The sequence below is a fragment of the Stutzerimonas kunmingensis genome (assembly GCF_900114065.1).
GTDB lineage: Bacteria > Pseudomonadota > Gammaproteobacteria > Pseudomonadales > Pseudomonadaceae > Stutzerimonas > Stutzerimonas kunmingensis.
The window spans coordinates 609,704-625,564 of the sequence record NZ_FORS01000002.1 but is presented as its reverse complement, the minus strand read 5'-3'; the positions used below and the strand labels follow the sequence as shown (position 1 = coordinate 625,564).

General features: G+C 63.7%; 9 protein-coding genes. 7 read left to right on the top strand and 2 right to left on the bottom strand.

Going from position 1 to position 15,861, the window contains the following annotated elements; all coding sequences use genetic code 11:
* Positions 1-414 precede the first annotated feature (414 nt).
* The 3 genes from BM275_RS07330 (at position 415) to BM275_RS07320 (ending at position 3,892) form a co-directional block, all read left to right on the top strand.
* The gene (locus tag BM275_RS07330) at positions 415-1,758 is read left to right on the top strand and encodes an alanine/glycine:cation symporter family protein (RefSeq protein ID WP_090520306.1); all 1,344 of its coding nucleotides are present in this window, start codon (positions 415-417) and stop codon (positions 1,756-1,758) included.
* A 139-nt stretch (positions 1,759-1,897) separates the two neighbouring features.
* Positions 1,898-2,398 carry a thiol peroxidase gene (gene tpx, locus BM275_RS07325; RefSeq protein ID WP_023445344.1) on the top strand — a complete coding sequence of 167 codons (501 nt, stop codon included), beginning with the start codon at positions 1,898-1,900 and terminating at the stop codon, positions 2,396-2,398.
* Between the two features lie 312 nt (positions 2,399-2,710).
* Positions 2,711-3,892, top strand: coding sequence for an NAD(P)-dependent oxidoreductase (locus BM275_RS07320; RefSeq protein ID WP_090520304.1), 1,182 nt, complete (start codon positions 2,711-2,713; stop codon positions 3,890-3,892).
* A gap of 103 nt (positions 3,893-3,995) precedes the next feature.
* Here the strand turns inward: BM275_RS07320 and BM275_RS07315 are convergent, their stop codons facing one another.
* Positions 3,996-5,462, bottom strand: a complete 1,467-nt coding sequence (locus tag BM275_RS07315) for a lipid II flippase MurJ (protein ID WP_090520302.1) — start codon at positions 5,460-5,462, stop codon at positions 3,996-3,998.
* 282 nt (positions 5,463-5,744) lie between these two features.
* Here BM275_RS07315 and BM275_RS07310 point away from each other — a divergent pair, with 282 nt between their 5' ends.
* The 4 genes from BM275_RS07310 to BM275_RS07295 are packed head-to-tail and all read left to right on the top strand — an operon-like array spanning position 5,745 to position 14,686.
* Positions 5,745-6,986 carry an MdtA/MuxA family multidrug efflux RND transporter periplasmic adaptor subunit gene (locus BM275_RS07310; protein WP_090520300.1) on the top strand — a complete coding sequence of 414 codons (1,242 nt, stop codon included), beginning with the start codon at positions 5,745-5,747 and terminating at the stop codon, positions 6,984-6,986.
* Entirely contained in the window at positions 6,983-10,063 is a 3,081-nt protein-coding gene (locus tag BM275_RS07305; protein ID WP_090520299.1) for an MdtB/MuxB family multidrug efflux RND transporter permease subunit, read from the top strand. The genes BM275_RS07310 and BM275_RS07305 overlap by 4 nt, the downstream gene beginning before the upstream one ends.
* A gap of 28 nt (positions 10,064-10,091) precedes the next feature.
* Positions 10,092-13,196 (top strand): efflux RND transporter permease subunit, encoded by a 3,105-nt coding sequence (locus tag BM275_RS07300; RefSeq protein ID WP_090520296.1) that lies wholly within the window; start codon positions 10,092-10,094, stop codon positions 13,194-13,196.
* Positions 13,193-14,686, top strand: coding sequence for an efflux transporter outer membrane subunit (locus BM275_RS07295; protein ID WP_090520294.1), 1,494 nt, complete (start codon positions 13,193-13,195; stop codon positions 14,684-14,686). Before BM275_RS07300 ends, BM275_RS07295 begins: the two co-directional genes overlap by 4 nt.
* An 84-nt stretch (positions 14,687-14,770) precedes the next feature.
* Here the strand turns inward: BM275_RS07295 and BM275_RS07290 are convergent, their stop codons facing one another.
* Positions 14,771-15,763, bottom strand: a complete 993-nt coding sequence (locus tag BM275_RS07290; RefSeq protein ID WP_041013756.1) for a TRAP transporter substrate-binding protein — start codon at positions 15,761-15,763, stop codon at positions 14,771-14,773.
* Positions 15,764-15,861: the final 98 nt, after the last annotated feature.

Genomic DNA, 15,861 nt, shown 5'->3' with positions numbered 1-15,861 from the left:
GCGCACCAAACTGCATCAATCCGCACTGGCGGGCGCACTAGGCTGGGCTACGCTGATTTCGCTTTCCATGCCATTCCTGGCTCGACTGAGTCGAGCTGTCGGGGTCTGACCGTTCGGTCTGGTTTTCGCGTCGATTCGATCATCGAATCTGGCGCGATTGCCCCGAGCCCAATGGGCGAATGCAGTGGTAGCATCCACGCTTCCGAACGTCGCGGTCATAACCGCGCAACGCTCTAGCACGAGTCTTGCAAAGCGCTCGCGGACCTCAGCGCAGCGCAAGCTCCAGAGGCGTATCGGAATCGCCGTTACCTGGTCGCTGAAAAACCACCGCCACAAGCGTCATGTTTTTCAACGGCTCCACGGTAGCGCGACCCTAACGCGAGGGAACTCGCCTATAAGAAATAAGGTGCTCGAATGGAATTTCTGAATAACCTCGTCAATAGCGTCAACGGCCTCGTCTGGGGCCCACCCATGCTGGTGCTGATCCTTGGTACCGGTCTGTTCCTGATGATCTTCCTCAAGTTCATGCCGCTGACCCGCATCCCGACCGGCTTGGCGCTGATGTGGCGCGGACGCACCAAGGGTGACGAAGCCACTGGCGAAATCAGCCCTTTCCAGGCGCTGATGACCTCGCTGGCGGCGACCGTGGGTACCGGCAACATCGCAGGCGTGGCCACGGCCATCTTCCTCGGCGGGCCGGGTGCGCTGTTCTGGATGTGGTGCACCGCGCTGGTGGGTATGGCCACCAAGTACTGCGAAGTCGTACTAGCGGTCCACTACCGTGAGAAGGACGACCGCGGCGAGCACGTTGGCGGCCCGATGTACGCGATCAAGAACGGCCTGGGCAAGAAGTGGATCTGGCTGGGTACCGCCTTCGCCATTTTCGGTGGCCTGGCCGGCTTCGGTATCGGCAACATGGTGCAGGTCAACAGCATGGCCCACGCGCTGGAAACCTCCTTCTCGGTACCGCTGTGGGCGACCGGCCTGATCACAATGGTGATCGTCGGCCTGGTGATTCTCGGCGGTATTCGCCGCATCGGTGTGGTCGCCGCGTCGCTCGTACCGTTCATGTGCCTGGCGTACCTGATCGCCGCGGCCGTGGTGCTGGTAGTCAATGCCTCGGCCATTCCGGCGGCATTCGACCTGATCTTCACCCACGCCTTCACGCCGATCGCGGCAACCGGTGGCTTCGCCGGCGCAGCGGTCATGGCGGCGATTCGCTTCGGTGTTGCCCGCGGCATCTTCTCCAACGAGGCGGGCCTTGGTACCGCTGGTATCGCTCAGGCAGCCGGAACCACCACCAGCTCGGTGCGCTCGGGCATGATCGGCATGCTGGGTACATTCATCGACACCATCATCGTCTGCTCGATGACCGGTCTTGCGATCATCTGCACCGGGGTCTGGACCAGCGGCGAAAGCGGCGCAGCGCTGTCCGCGGCAGCCTTCGAGTCGGCCATGCCCGGTATCGGTGGCATCATCCTGACTATCGCGCTGGTGGTCTTCGCCTTTACCACAATCCTTGGCTGGAGCTATTTCGGCGAGAAGTGCTGGGAGTTCCTGGTCGGCACGCGAGCCATCTGGCCGTTCCGCGTGATCTGGGTTCTGGCAGTGCCGTTCGGCGCCATCGCCCAGCTCGACTTCGCCTGGCTGTTGGCCGATACCCTCAACGGCCTGATGGCGATCCCCAACCTGGTTTCGCTGTTGCTGCTGAGTCCGGTAGTGGTCAAGCTGACCAAGGAATATTTCGCACGTAGCTGATGTCCGATAGCGACCGGTGCAGGCCAGCCAGCGCTGCATCGGTCGTGCAACAGGAACAAGCCCGTGTCGACCACCCAGGTCGTGGAGCTGCGCGTTCCACGACCTTTTTTATGCCTATTCATATCGAGGAGCGAAGCAAATGACTGAAATCACCCTGAAAGGCACACCGATCCAAGTGGCCGGTGACTTCCCCCAGGCCGGCCAGCAGGCCAAGGCGTTCCGCCTGGTGGGCGCTGACCTTTCCGATGTCGAGCTGTCGAGCCTTGCCGGCAAGCGCAAGATTCTCAACATCTTCCCGAGCATCGATACACCGACCTGCGCCACCTCGGTGCGCAAGTTCAATGCTCAGGCCAATGCCTTGGAAAACACCGTGGTGCTGTGCATCTCCGCCGACCTGCCGTTCGCGCAGAAGCGCTTCTGCGGCGCCGAGGGGCTGGAGAATGTCATCAACCTGTCCACCATGCGCGGTGCCGAGTTCCTCAAGGATTACGGCGTAGCGATTGCCAGCGGCCCGCTGGCCGGGGTCGCGGCTCGCGCGGTAGTCGTGCTCGACGAACAGAATCGCGTCCTGCACAGCGAGCTGGTCAACGAGATCGGCAGTGAACCGAACTACGAGGCAGCCATCGCCTCGCTTGGCTGATCTGCCTTGCTACGACGAAACGGCGAGTGGCTTTCAATAGCACTCGCCGTTTCGTTTTCTGGCGACAGAAATCCATCGGTTGGTGCGAAACCGCCCGTCGTCGTCAATTAGCGTGAACCCTCCGAGACAACTACTTTCAGGCATGCCGCCCGGCTTCAGCGTCGCGGGTGTGGAGAAGTCTGCAAAAGTGGCAAATAGGCAGCTTTTCAAAAATCTTTTCGCTCAGCTGCTGTCATAGCGCTGATGCCCATTGAATGGATTCAGTTTATGCCTACCTCAGAGATCAAGAAAATCGGTGTTTCCGGAACCGGAATGATCGCCCGCGGCTTTGTGCGGTTAATCAAGAAACACTATCCGGACATGGAAATCTCGCGCGTCCTGACACGCCGACCGCTCTCAACGATGGCTGACTTCCCGTTGGCAGACGTCCTCACCAATTCGCTGGACGAGCTGATCGATCATTCCGATCTGATTGTCGAGTGCAGCGGCGACGTGTTCCATGGGACTTCAGTTATCGAACGCGCTTTCGAAGCGGGCTTACAGGTGGTGACGGTCAACGCCGAACTGCAGGTGACCACGGGCTCCTTCCTGGCTGGCAGGGGTTTCCTCACCGAAGCCGAGGGCGACCAGCCAGGTTCGCTTGCGGCCCTGCATGAAGACGCGCTGCAGATGGGCTTTCAGCCGCTGGTGTACGGCAACATGAAGGGCTATCTGAACCATGATCCGTCACCGGAAGACATGGCCTACTGGGCCAATCGACAGGGGATCAGCGTCGATCAGACCACGTCCTTCACCGACGGCACCAAGGTGCAGATCGAGCAGGTGATCATCGGTAACGGCCTGGGCGCCACCATTACCCGTCGGGGCATGGAGGGGCTGGCCTCGACCAACCTGGACGACAGCGCCAGCCTGCTCGGCATGATGGCCGAGCGAGCAGGGCAGCCAATCGTCGACTACGTCATACCTTCCGGCTACCCGGCCGGCGGCGTGTTCCTGGTGGGCAGGCACGACGAGGATCAGGCGCAGGCAATCGAGTACTTCAAGCTGGGCCGCGGGCCGTTCTACACGCTGGTGCGTCCGTTCCACCTCTGCTCGCTGGAAGTGGGCAAGACCGTGCGCCGCGTGCTGAATGGCGGTGGTGTGCTGCTCAACAACTCGACCGAGCCGACCCTCGGCGTTGCGGCCATCGCCAAGCGCGCCATGAAGCCGGGTGAGCTGATCGAGCGCGGCATCGGCGGTTTCCAGTTCCGCGGCGAGGCGATCAAGCTGGCCGAGCACCCGGATCACGTGCCGATCGGTCTGCTGCGCAAGACTGCGCTCAAACGCGCCGTCGAGCCTGGCCAGATCATCACCTTCGACGACATCGACATTTTGCCGAGTCGTGCGCTGGATATCGTGCTGGAGCAGCGCAAGCCGCGCATGACCCAGGTCGAGAGCAAAGGGTCGACCGCACCAGGCATCAGCACCATGGGAATGCTCGCCTTCGGTGGTTGAACGACGCTCAAACAAAAAGGCCGCTGTCTGACGTCAGCGGCCTTTTTGTTTCTGTTGTCGGTGATGATCGAAAGAGCGGCGATGCAGGACCGCCGCGTTGCCGTCAGGCCTTGCGCATGGACCAGTAGCGTGGCTTGAACAGGTCGCGCTCGCCGAGCAAGGTAACGCCGGCGGCGAAACCGATCAGCACCAGGCCGATATAGGCGCAGAGTTCGATAAAGCCTTGTGGCTGGGGCACGAAGTGCAGCGCGGCGCCCAGTACCGCTGCTGTCGCGGCCCAGCGCGCGAGCACAGCCACACCGGCGCCCTTGGGCGAGGCGCGATAGACGAACAACCCCATGAACAGCGTCTGCAGCGTGACACCGCTGGAGAAGGCCAGTGCCAGGCCTGCGGCGCCATAGTGCTTGTAAAGCGCGGCATCCAGGGCGATGGTCATGGCCGAGCTGATCAGCGTGATTACCAGAAACAGGCGAACCTGGTGCTGGGCGAGCAGGGCGCGGCCCCAGAGCAGGGCGAGCCCCATCGACGGCAGACCAAGCGCGTAGATGACCATCAGCGAGGCGGTTGCCTGGGTTTGCGTGGCGCCGAACTCGCCGCGCTCGAGCAGTACCGCGACCACCGCTTCCGGGAAGGAGCAAAGCACGACGGTGGCCGGCACGAGGAACAGCAACGTCGCCAGCAGCCCCTTGCGAATCACCGCGGCATGAGCGCTGTGATCCTGCTCGTTCCAGCTGGAGGAGAACTGCGGAAAGAGCACGGAAAGCACGGACATCGCGTACAGCGTCAGCGGGATGGTGACGATGCGGAAGGCGAACGACAGCATGGTGATGCTGCCTTCCTCAAGGAACGAGGCGAACATTCGCTCGGCCAAAATGCACGCCTGCTGAGCGCCAGCGGCCATCAGTACCGGGGCGAATGCCAGGCCGAACTGACTGCCGTGACCTTTTTCCAGCGGTTGCGCCTCTCCCCGCAGGTAATGAATACGGCGGTGCTGCACGACGATCAGGGCCAACTGCGGCAAAAGCATGCCGAGAAAGATCACCATGCCGCTGGGTTCGAACAGCAGAATCCCGATGATGGCCCCGGCATTGAGCAGCAGGGTTCGTGTCATCGGCATGACGAACACGTTGTCCATGTTGAGCAACGCGCCCTGGCAGTACAGCGCGGCCTGTACGCCGATCAGCAGCGCGCCGACGCAGAAGACCAGTTGTCCGTTGGCGACCTGTTCCGGTGTCCAGCCCGGTGCCAGGGCGTTCAGCACCCAGTAGCTGGTCAGCAGTATCAACAGGCAGGCCGCGCCACCGAGCAGCATGATGCGCCAGTAAAGCCAGCGCGCGACCGCCTCGAACAGCGATTGCGACTGGCTGCGCAGCTTCTGCAGGTAAGGGATCATGGCGTCGCGCAAGGCGAGGCCGAGGAAGTTCTCGAAGAACAGCGGCAGGATCAGAGCGACGAAGATGAGGTCCGCTTCCCAGCTGAGGCCGAAGGAGCGGGCGATGAACAGATCGCGAAGAAACCCGAGAAGAAAACTGGCGACGGTCAACGCCAGAATGACCAGCGATACATTCATTCCTTGATCCTTGCTGGCCATCGATGATGGCCCGTTAGCGACACGACAATGTCCGATTCGACGTGCTGGCAGACCACACGGCCTGCTTACAGCTCTTCCCCTCGCAGCTCGGTGCCCGAGAAGAACGCTAAATAGACTTAAGACCCGGCACATGGTTCCGACGCACACCGGCCTGTCTGGGGGCTCTTCATACATGCCGATACGTAAAAATGCCGTAAAGGCACTTTGCGAGCGGTTCGCGACTGCTTATGGTTCACGCTCCTTTTCAAGCGAACCCCGTTCATGACCGTGGCTCATCCTTCTTCCGCGCGTTCCAGCCTTCGTTGGCTGCTCATCATCCTCGCCGTAGCTGCCATCGGGCTGCTGGTCTGGTGGCTGTGGCCTGCACCTCAGGAAACCCCTCAGCGGCCGGGCGGGCGGCCGGGCTTCGGCGCGTTTGGCGGGCCAGTGCCCGTGCGCGTGGCCAAGGTGGAGCAGGGTCAATTCGAGGTCTTCAACAAGGCGCTCGGCAGCGTGACGCCGTTGAATACCGTCAATCTGCGCAGCCGGGTCGGTGGCGAGCTGGTCGAGCTGCGTTTCGAGGAGGGGCAGCGTGTCAAGAAGGGCGATCTGCTGGCGGTGATCGACCCTCGCCCATACAAGGTCGCGCTGCAGCAGGCGGAGGGCACCCTGCAGCAGAACCGCGCGCAGCTGAAGAACGCGCAGGTGGATTTCGAGCGTTATCGCGGTCTCTACGCCGATGACAGCATCGCCAAGCAGACCCTGGATACCCAGGAAGCGCTGGTCAGCCAGTACCAGGGCACGCTGGCCGCCAATCAGGCGTCGGTCAACGAGGCGCGCCTGAATCTCGAGTTCACCCAGATTCGCTCGCCCATCGATGGTCGGGTCGGCCTGCGCCAGCTCGATGTGGGCAATCTGGTCGCTGCCAACGACACCACGCCGCTGGTGGTGATCACCCAGACTCAGCCGATGTCCATCAGCTTCACCCTGCCCGAAGGCGAGTTGCTGCCGGTGCTGACGCGCTATCGCCAGGGCGATGAGCTTGCAGTGCAGATCTGGGATCGCGGTGAAAAGATCCAGTTTGGCGAGGGCGTGCTGGAGAGCATCGATAACCAGATTGATGCGACTACCGGCACGCTGCGCCTGAAGGCGCGTTTCGACAATGAAGCGGAGCTGCTGATCCCCAACCAGTTCGTCAACGTGCGCCTGCGGGTGGAGACCCTGCGTGACGCCGTGTTGATTCCGTCTGCGGCGCTGCAGTTCGGCTCGCGTGGCACCTTCGCCTATGTCGTCGGCGACGACAACAAGGTTGAACTGCGGACGTTGCAGGCCGGGCCTACCAACGGCGCGACCACGGTGGTGCTCGAGGGCTTGAAGGTGGGCGAGCGGGTGGTGATGGAAGGCACCGACCGACTGCGCGATGGAGCTGAAGTGGAGGTTGTCGGCAGCCAGCGCATGGCCGAGCAGGCAGCGGAAAATCCGGTGCTCGCGGGCGGTGAGGCTGCGGAGCGCGAAGAGCGATGAACATCTCGCGGTTGTTCATCCTGCGACCGGTTGCGACCACGCTGAGCATGATCGCAATCCTGCTGGCAGGACTGATCGCCTACAAGCTGTTGCCAGTGGCGGCATTGCCACAGGTGGACTACCCGACGATCCGTGTGATGACGCTGTATCCCGGGGCCAGCCCCGAAGTCATGACCAGCGCCGTTACCGCACCGCTGGAGCGCCAGTTCGGGCAGATGCCGGGGCTCGAGCAGCTGTCATCCACCAGTTCCGGCGGCGCCTCGGTGATTACCCTGCGTTTCTCGCTGGATGTGGCGCTGGATGTGGCCGAGCAGGAAGTGCAGGCCGCGATCAACGCGGCGAACAACCTGCTGCCCAACGATCTGCCGGCGCCGCCGGTGTACAACAAGGTCAACCCGGCCGACACGCCGGTGCTGACCCTGGCCGTGACGTCCGAATCGCTGCCGCTGCCCAAACTGCATGATCTGGTCGACACGCGCATGGCGCAGAAACTGGCGCAGATCAACGGCGTCGGCATGGTCAGTATCGCCGGTGGCCAGCGGCCGGCGGTGCGTATCCGCACCAACCCGGAAGCACTTGCCGCGTACGGCCTTTCGCTGGCCGACGTGCGCTCGCTGATCACCAGCTCCAACGTCAACCAGCCCAAAGGCAACTTCGACGGCCCGACCCGGGTGTCGATGCTCGACGCCAACGACCAGCTGAAGACGCCTGAGGAATATGCCGAGCTGATCCTCACCTACGAGGATGGCGCCGCGCTGCGGCTTAAGGATGTCGCCGACATCATCGACGGCGCCGAGAACGAGCGCCTCGCGGCCTGGGCCAACGACAGCCAGGCGGTGCTGCTCAACGTCCAGCGCCAGCCCGGTGCCAATGTCATCGACGTGGTCGAACGCATCCAGGCGCTGCTGCCGGAAGTGACGGCCAGCATGCCGGCCGGCCTGGATGTGGTGGTGCTCACCGACCGTACCCAGACCATCCGCGCCGCCGTCACCGATGTGCAGCACGAGCTGATGCTCGCCACCTTCCTGGTGGTGATGGTCACCTTTGTCTTTCTCAAGAAGCTTTCGGCCACGGTGATCCCGTCAATTGCCGTGCCGCTGTCACTGGTCGGCACCTTCGCGGTGATGTACGTCTGCGGTTTCTCCCTGAACAACCTGACCTTGATGGCGCTGACGATAGCCACCGGCTTCGTGGTGGACGATGCAATCGTCATGCTGGAGAACATCGCGCGGCATCTGGAGGAGGGCGAGACACCGCTCAACGCCGCGCTGAAGGGCGCGAAACAGATCGGTTTCACCCTCATCTCGCTGACTTTCTCGTTGATCGCCGTGCTGATTCCGCTGCTGTTCATGCAGGACGTGGTCGGCCGGCTGTTCCGCGAGTTCGCCATCACCCTGGCGGTGGCGATTCTGATCTCGCTGGTGGTGTCGCTGACGCTGACGCCGATGATGTGCGCCAAGCTGCTCAAGCCGCAGACGGCCGTCGAGGCCAAGCCTGACTGGGTCGAGCGCCTGATCGGCGGTTACTCGCGCTGGCTGACCTGGGTATTGCGCCACCAGACGCTGACCCTTCTGGTCGCGGTTGCGACGCTTGGCCTTACCGTCGTGCTCTATCTCGCCGTGCCCAAGGGATTCTTCCCGGTGCAGGACACCGGCGTGATCCAGGGCATCAGCGAGGCACCGCAGTCGATCTCCTTCCGCGCCATGAGCGAGCGTCAGCAGGCACTGGCGCGGGTGATTCTTGCCGATCCGGCGGTGGACAGCCTGTCGTCCTACATCGGCGTGGATGGCGACAACGTCACGCTCAACAGCGGCCGCCTGCTGATCAATCTCAAGCCCCACGGCGAGCGAGACCTGACTGCCAGCCAGATCATCGACCGGCTGCGACCGGAGCTGGCCAAGGTGCCAGGTATCGAGCTGTACCTGCAGCCGGTGCAGGATCTGTCCATCGAGGACCGGATCAGTCGCACGCAATTCCAGTTCAGCCTCGAGACGCCAGACGGCGAGCTGTTGCAGGAGTGGACGCCGCGGCTGGTCGAGGCGCTGCGCGAACGACCGGAGCTGACCGATGTGGCCAGCGACTTGCAGAGCAACGGCCTGCAGATCTATCTGGACATCGACCGTGATGCCGCGGCGCGCCTGGGCATCCAGGTCGCGGATATCACCGATGCGCTGTACGACGCCTTCGGCCAACGGCAGATTTCCACCATCTTCACCCAGGCCAGCCAGTACCGCGTGGTGCTGGAGGCAGAGGCGGGCAACCGCATCGGCCCGCAGGCGCTGGAGCAACTATTCGTGCAGAGCGAAGGTGGCACGCCGGTGCGGCTGTCCAGCCTGGCGACGCTGGAGCAACGCAACGCGCCCTTGCTGATCAACCATATCGGCCAGTTCCCGGCGGTGACCCTGTCGTTCAACCTGGCCAGCGGCGTGTCGCTCGGCAAGGCGGTGGAAGTGATCGAAGCGGTGGAGCAGGAGATCGGCCTGCCGGCCGGTATCCAGACGCGCTTCCAGGGTGCGGCCGAGGCATTCCGCGCCTCGCTGTCGAGCACGCTGCTGCTGATCCTCGCCGCGGTGGTGACCATGTACATCGTGCTCGGCGTGCTCTACGAGAGCTATATCCACCCGATCACCATCCTCTCCACGCTGCCCTCGGCGGCGGTCGGCGCCTTGCTAGCCTTGTTACTGACCGGTAACGACCTCGGCCTGATCGCGATCATCGGCATCATCCTCCTGATCGGCATCGTCAAGAAGAACGCGATCATGATGATCGACTTCGCCCTGGAGGCCGAACGGCAGCAGGGCATGAGTCCGCAGGACGCGATCTATCGCGCGGCGCTGCTGCGTTTCCGGCCGATCCTGATGACCACGCTGGCGGCGCTGTTCGGTGCGATTCCACTGATGCTGGCATCCGGCTCCGGTGCCGAGTTGCGCCAGCCGCTCGGCCTGGTGCTGGTCGGCGGTCTGCTGCTCAGCCAGCTGCTGACGCTGTTCACCACACCGGTGATCTACCTGTTCTTCGACCGCCTCGGCCAGCGCTTCGGGCGTCGCCGCGAGCCGCTGGCGGAGGCTCAAGCGTGAGCCGGACTCAGATCGCGCGGGGGCGGGTATGAACCTTTCCGCACCCTTTATCGCCCGTCCCGTGGCAACCATGTTGCTCAGTCTGGCGATCCTGTTGCTGGGTGGTGTCAGCTTCGGCCTGCTGCCGGTATCGCCGCTGCCGAACATGGATTTCCCGGTAATCACCGTGCAGGCCAGCCTGCCCGGCGCCAGCCCGGAGATCATGGCCTCCAGCGTGGCCACGCCGCTGGAGCGCTCGCTGGGCAGCATCGCCGGGGTCAGCCAGATGACCAGCCGCAGCAGCCAGGGCTCGACGCGGATCATCATCCAGTTCGACCTGGACCGCGAGATCAATGGCGCCGCCCGCGACGTGCAGGCGGCCATCAACGCCGCGCGCAACCTGCTGCCTAGCGGCATGCGCAGCATGCCCACCTACCGCAAGATCAATCCGTCCCAGGCACCGATCATGGTGCTCTCGCTGACCTCGGACGTGCTGGACAAGGCCGAGCTGTACGACATCGGCTCGACCATCCTGGCGCAGAAGCTGTCGCAGGTGTCCGGCGTCGGCGAAATCCAGGTCGGCGGCAGCTCGCTGCCCGCCGTGCGCATCGAGCTGCAGCCGCAGCAGCTGGAGCAGTACGGCGTGTCGCTGGACGAAGTGCGCCAGACCATCGCCAACGGCAACGTGCGCCGACCCAAGGGCATGGTCGAGGACGCGGACCGCCACTGGCAGGTTCGCGCCAACGATCAGCTGCACGAGGCGGCCGACTACTCACCGCTGATCATCCGCTACCAGGACGGTGCGGCGCTGCGCCTGGGCGATGTCGCAAAGGTGCGCGATTCGGTGGAGGACCGCTACAACAGCGGCTTCTTCAACAACGAGCAGGCCGTGCTGCTGATCGTCAATCGCCAGGCCGGCGCCAACATCATCGAAACCATCGAGGGCATCCGCCGCGAACTGCCGGCGCTGCAGGCGATCATGCCCGGCAGCGTCGATCTGAACATCGCCATGGACCGCTCGCCGGTGATCCGCGCCACGCTGCACGAGGCCGAACGCACGCTGCTGATCGCGGTGGCACTGGTCATCGTGCTGGTGTTCCTGTTCCTCGGCAGCCTGCGTACTGCATTGATCCCGGCGCTGGCGGTGCCGGTGTCGCTGGTCGGTACCTTTGCCGTGATGTACCTGTTCGGCTTCTCGCTGAATATCCTCTCGCTGATGGCGCTGATCCTGGCCGCGGGCCTGGTGGTGGACGATGCCATCGTGGTGCTGGAGAACATCGCCCGGCATATCGACGACGGCATGCCGCCGTTGAAGGCCGCCTACGTCGGCACCCGCGAAGTCGGTTTCACGTTGCTGTCGATGAACCTCTCACTGGTGGTGGTATTCGTCTCCATCCTCTACATGGGCGGCATCGTCGAGCGGCTGTTCCGCGAGTTTTCCATCACCCTGGCGGCGGCGATCCTGGTCTCCCTGCTGGTTTCGCTGACGCTGACACCGATGCTCTGCGCGCGCTGGCTCAAACCGCATCAGCCCGCGCAGGAAGGGCGCCTGCAGCGCTGGAGCCACCACGCCCATCAGTGGCTGCTGCGTCACTACGACCGGTCGCTGAGCTGGGCACTGCGGCACCGTCGCATCACGCTGCTGAGCCTGCTGGCGACCATCGCGCTGAACGTGGTGCTCTACGTGCAGGTGCCAAAGACCTTCCTGCCGCAGCAGGACACCGGCCAGCTGACCGGCTTTATCCGCGGTGATGACGGCCTGTCCTTCCAGGTCATGCAGCCGAAGATGGAAGTCTTCCGCAAGGCGGTGCTGGCGGATCCGGCGGTGGAGAGCGTGGCGGGCTTCATCGGCGGGCAGGGCGGCATCAACAACGCCTTCATGATCGTGCGCCTCAAACCGCTGAGCGAGCGGAAGATTTCGGCGCAGAAGGTCATCGAGCGCATCCGCAAGAACCAGCCCAAGGTGCCTGGCGGGCGCATGTTCCTCATGGCCGATCAGGACCTGCAGTTCGGCGGTGGCCGGCAGAGCAGTTCGGCCTATTCCTACACGCTGCTGGCGAGCGACCTGAACGACCTGCGTACCTGGGTGCCACGGGTCACCCAGGCACTGTCGGCGCTGCCGGAACTGACCAGCATCGATGCCAATGACGGCGAGGGCGCGCAGCAGATCAGCCTGAAGATCGATCGCGATGCGGCCAAGCGTCTGGGCATCGACATGAGTACGGTGACCACGCTGCTCAACAACGCCTTCAGCCAGCGGCAGATTTCCACCATCTATGAATCGCTCAACCAGTACCAGGTCGTGATGGAGATCGACCCCAGCTACGCGCAGTACCCCGAGGTACTGGAGCAGATCCACATCATCACCGAGGATGGCCGGCGCGTGCCGCTCGCCGCGTTCGCCCGCTACGAACGCAGCCTGGAGGAGGATCGGGTCAGCCACGACGGGCAGTTTGCTGCGGAGAACATCGATTTCGACCTCGCGCCTGACGTCAGCCTCGATCAAGCGACCCTGGCCATCGAGCGCGCCGTCGCCGCCATCGGCATGCCGAGTGAGGTACAGGGCCGCCTTGGCGGCACCGGCAGCGCCTTCGAGAGCACCCAGCAAGGCCAGCCACTGATGATTCTCGGCGCCTTGCTGCTGGTCTACATCGTGCTGGGCATCCTCTACGAAAGCTACATCCATCCGCTGACCATTCTCTCGACACTGCCATCGGCCGGGGTCGGCGCGCTGCTGGCGATCATCCTTACCGGCGACCAGTTCAGCCTGATCTCGCTGCTCGGGCTGTTCCTGCTGATCGGCGTGGTGAAGAAGAACGCGATCCTGATGATCGACCTGGCCCTGCAGTTCGAGCGCAACGACAGGCTGTCGCCCGCCGATTCGATCCATCGCGCCTGCCTGCTGCGTTTCCGGCCGATCCTGATGACCACCATGGCTGCCATTCTCGGCGCGCTGCCGCTGCTGCTCGGCGGCGCGGAGGGCGCCGAGATGCGCCAGCCGTTGGGTCTGACCATCATCGGCGGTCTGCTGCTGAGCCAGATCCTGACCCTCTACACCACGCCGGTGGTCTATCTGTACCTCGACCGCCTGCGTCATCGTTTCAACAGCTGGCGCGGTGTTCGCACCGATGCCGCCCTGGAAAACCCGCTATGAATCCGTCGTCGCTGAACCCCTCATCGCTGAAGCATGCCCTGCGGCCCCTCGCAGCTGTCGTGCTGGCCCTGTCGTTGGGCGCCTGTACCCTGGGGCCGGACTATCAACGTCCGGAGCTGCCCGTGGCTACCGAATTCAAACAGGCCGAAGGCTGGAAAGCCGCGGCGCCGGCCGATGTGCTGGAGCGTGGCGAGTGGTGGCGACTTTATGGCGATGCCGAGTTGGATGCCCTGGTCGCCCGGCTGAATGTCGACAATCAGAACCTGGCCGCGGCCGAGGCGCAGTTCCGTCAGGCCCGGGCACTGGTACGTGGTGCACGCTCGCAGCTGTTCCCGATCCTTTCCGGCAGCGCCGGCGTGACCCGTTCGGCGCAGCGCAGTGGTAGCTCGGACACCAGCGGCGGCTCGTTCGGCAGTGGCGTCAGCGAAAGCTACGAAGCGGGCCTGAGTGCGTCCTGGGAGGCGGATATCTGGGGCCGACTGCGGCGCAATCTGGAAGCGAACCGCGCCAGCATGCAGGCCAGCGCCGCAGACTTGGCCGCAGTGCGGCTGAGCCTGCAGGCCGAGCTGGTGCAGGCCTACCTGCAGCTGCGGGTGATCGACGAACATCAACGCCTGCTCGACCAGACCGTCGCGGCTTACGCACGCTCGCTGCGCCTGACCGAGAACCAGTATCGGGCCGGCATCGTGCCGAAATCCGACGTCGCCCAGGCGCAGACGCAACTCAAGAGCACCCAGGCCCAGGCCATCGACCTGCGCTGGCAGCGGGCGCAGATGGAACATGCGATCGCCGTGCTCATCGGCGTTGCGCCCTCGGAGCTGGACATCGCGGTGCGCGAGGACATCCCGGCGCTGCCGGGCGTGCCGCTGGCTGTGCCGTCACAGCTGCTGGAGCGCCGCCCCGATATCGCCGCCGCCGAGCGCCAGGTCATGGCGGCCAATGCCAACATCGGCGTTGCCGAAGCGGCCTGGTACCCGGACCTGACGCTTTCGGCGAGCGGTGGTTACCGCAACAGCAGCTTCAGCGACCTGTTCAGTGTGCCCAACCGTTTCTGGTCGCTCGGCCCGCAACTCGCGCTGACACTGTTGGACTTCGGCAGCCGGCGCGCCGAACTGGAGCGTGCCGAAGCCAGTTACGACCAGACCGTGGCCACTTACCGGCAGACCGTGCTCGATAGCTTCCGCGAGGTGGAGGATTACCTGGTGCAGCTGCGGGTGCTGGAAGAGGAGGCGGTTGTGCAGCGCGAGGCGCTGGAGGCGGCACAGGAGTCTCTGCGTCTGATCGAGAACCAGTACCGGGCAGGCACCGTCGATTTCCTCAGCGTTGCCACGGTGCAGACCACCGCGCTGAACAACGAGCGCACCAACCTGACCCTGCTGGGCGATCGGCTGACCGCCAGTGTGCTGCTGATCGCCGCGCTCGGCGGTGGCTGGGATAGTCAGCAGCTGGATCAGCCACCGACGGCTGCGACTTTGCCGGACGCGCCCTGATTCCGGCCGCGAAGCCGGCACCCAAAAAAAAGCCCCGCCGGATCGGCGGGGCTTTTGCGTTTTATGCGGCGTCGTTTTCGGGGGTCAATTGCGCTGCTTGCGATTGACGGTCTGGGCTGCCTTGATGATGTCCGCGCCGATCACCGGCTCGAACTGCTGCCAAACCGGACGCATCGCTTCGCGCCAGCGCTCGCGCTCTTCCGGGGTCAGGCTGACGATCTCGGTCGTTCCCGCCTGGCGAATGCGTTCACGATCAGCCTGATTCAGCTCCTCAGCCTCGCGGTTGACCATGTAGCTCACCTCGTCGAGGATGGCTTCCAGCTCGAAACGGATCTTGTGCGGCATGCCCATCCAGAAACGGGTGTTGCTGACCACCATATAATCGAGCACACCGTGGTCGCTCTCGATGATGTAGGGCTGCACGGTATGCATCTTCTTGCTGTAGATGTTCGACCAGGGATTCTCCGCGCCCTGTACGGTGCCGGTACGCAGGGCGTCGTAGACATCGGCGAAGGCGATCTTCTGGGTCGATGCGCCGACAGCGCCGAACTGCGCCTCAAGCACGGCCGACGGTTGAATGCGGAAGCTCAGCCCCGAGGCATCGCTCGGCAGGCGTAGCATGCGGGTCGCCGAGAGCTGCTTCATGCCGTTGTGCCAGTAGGCCAGGCCGGTGATGTTCTGGTCTTCCATCGAGCGCAGCAGCTGCTTGCCCTTGGTGCGCTTCTGGAAGCGGTTTACCGCGTCGATATCGTCGAACAGGAAGGGCAGGTCGAATACCTGCAGCTGCTTGGTGTATTGCTCGAACTTCGCCAGTGACGGTGCCAGCAGCTGCACTTCGTTGTTGCGCAATGCCTCCAGCTCCGTGGCATCACCGAACAGCGTCGAATTCGGGTAGACCTCGACGCTTACCTGGCCGGGCAGGCGCTCTTCGGCCAGGCGTTTGAACATCAGCGCACCCTTGCCCTTGGGCGTGTCTTCGGCCACTACGTGAGAAAACTTGATGACGATGGGCTCCGCCTGGGCGAATGCGCTGGTGACCGCCAGCACAAGCCCGGCAAGGGTAATGATCGGCTTCATGAAAGACTCTTTATTCTGGTTGGTTGGCAGTGCATCCAGGCGGACCGACCGCGAGGACGCTTCTAGGCTTTCAGCCGCTCCTTATGCCAAAGATAGGT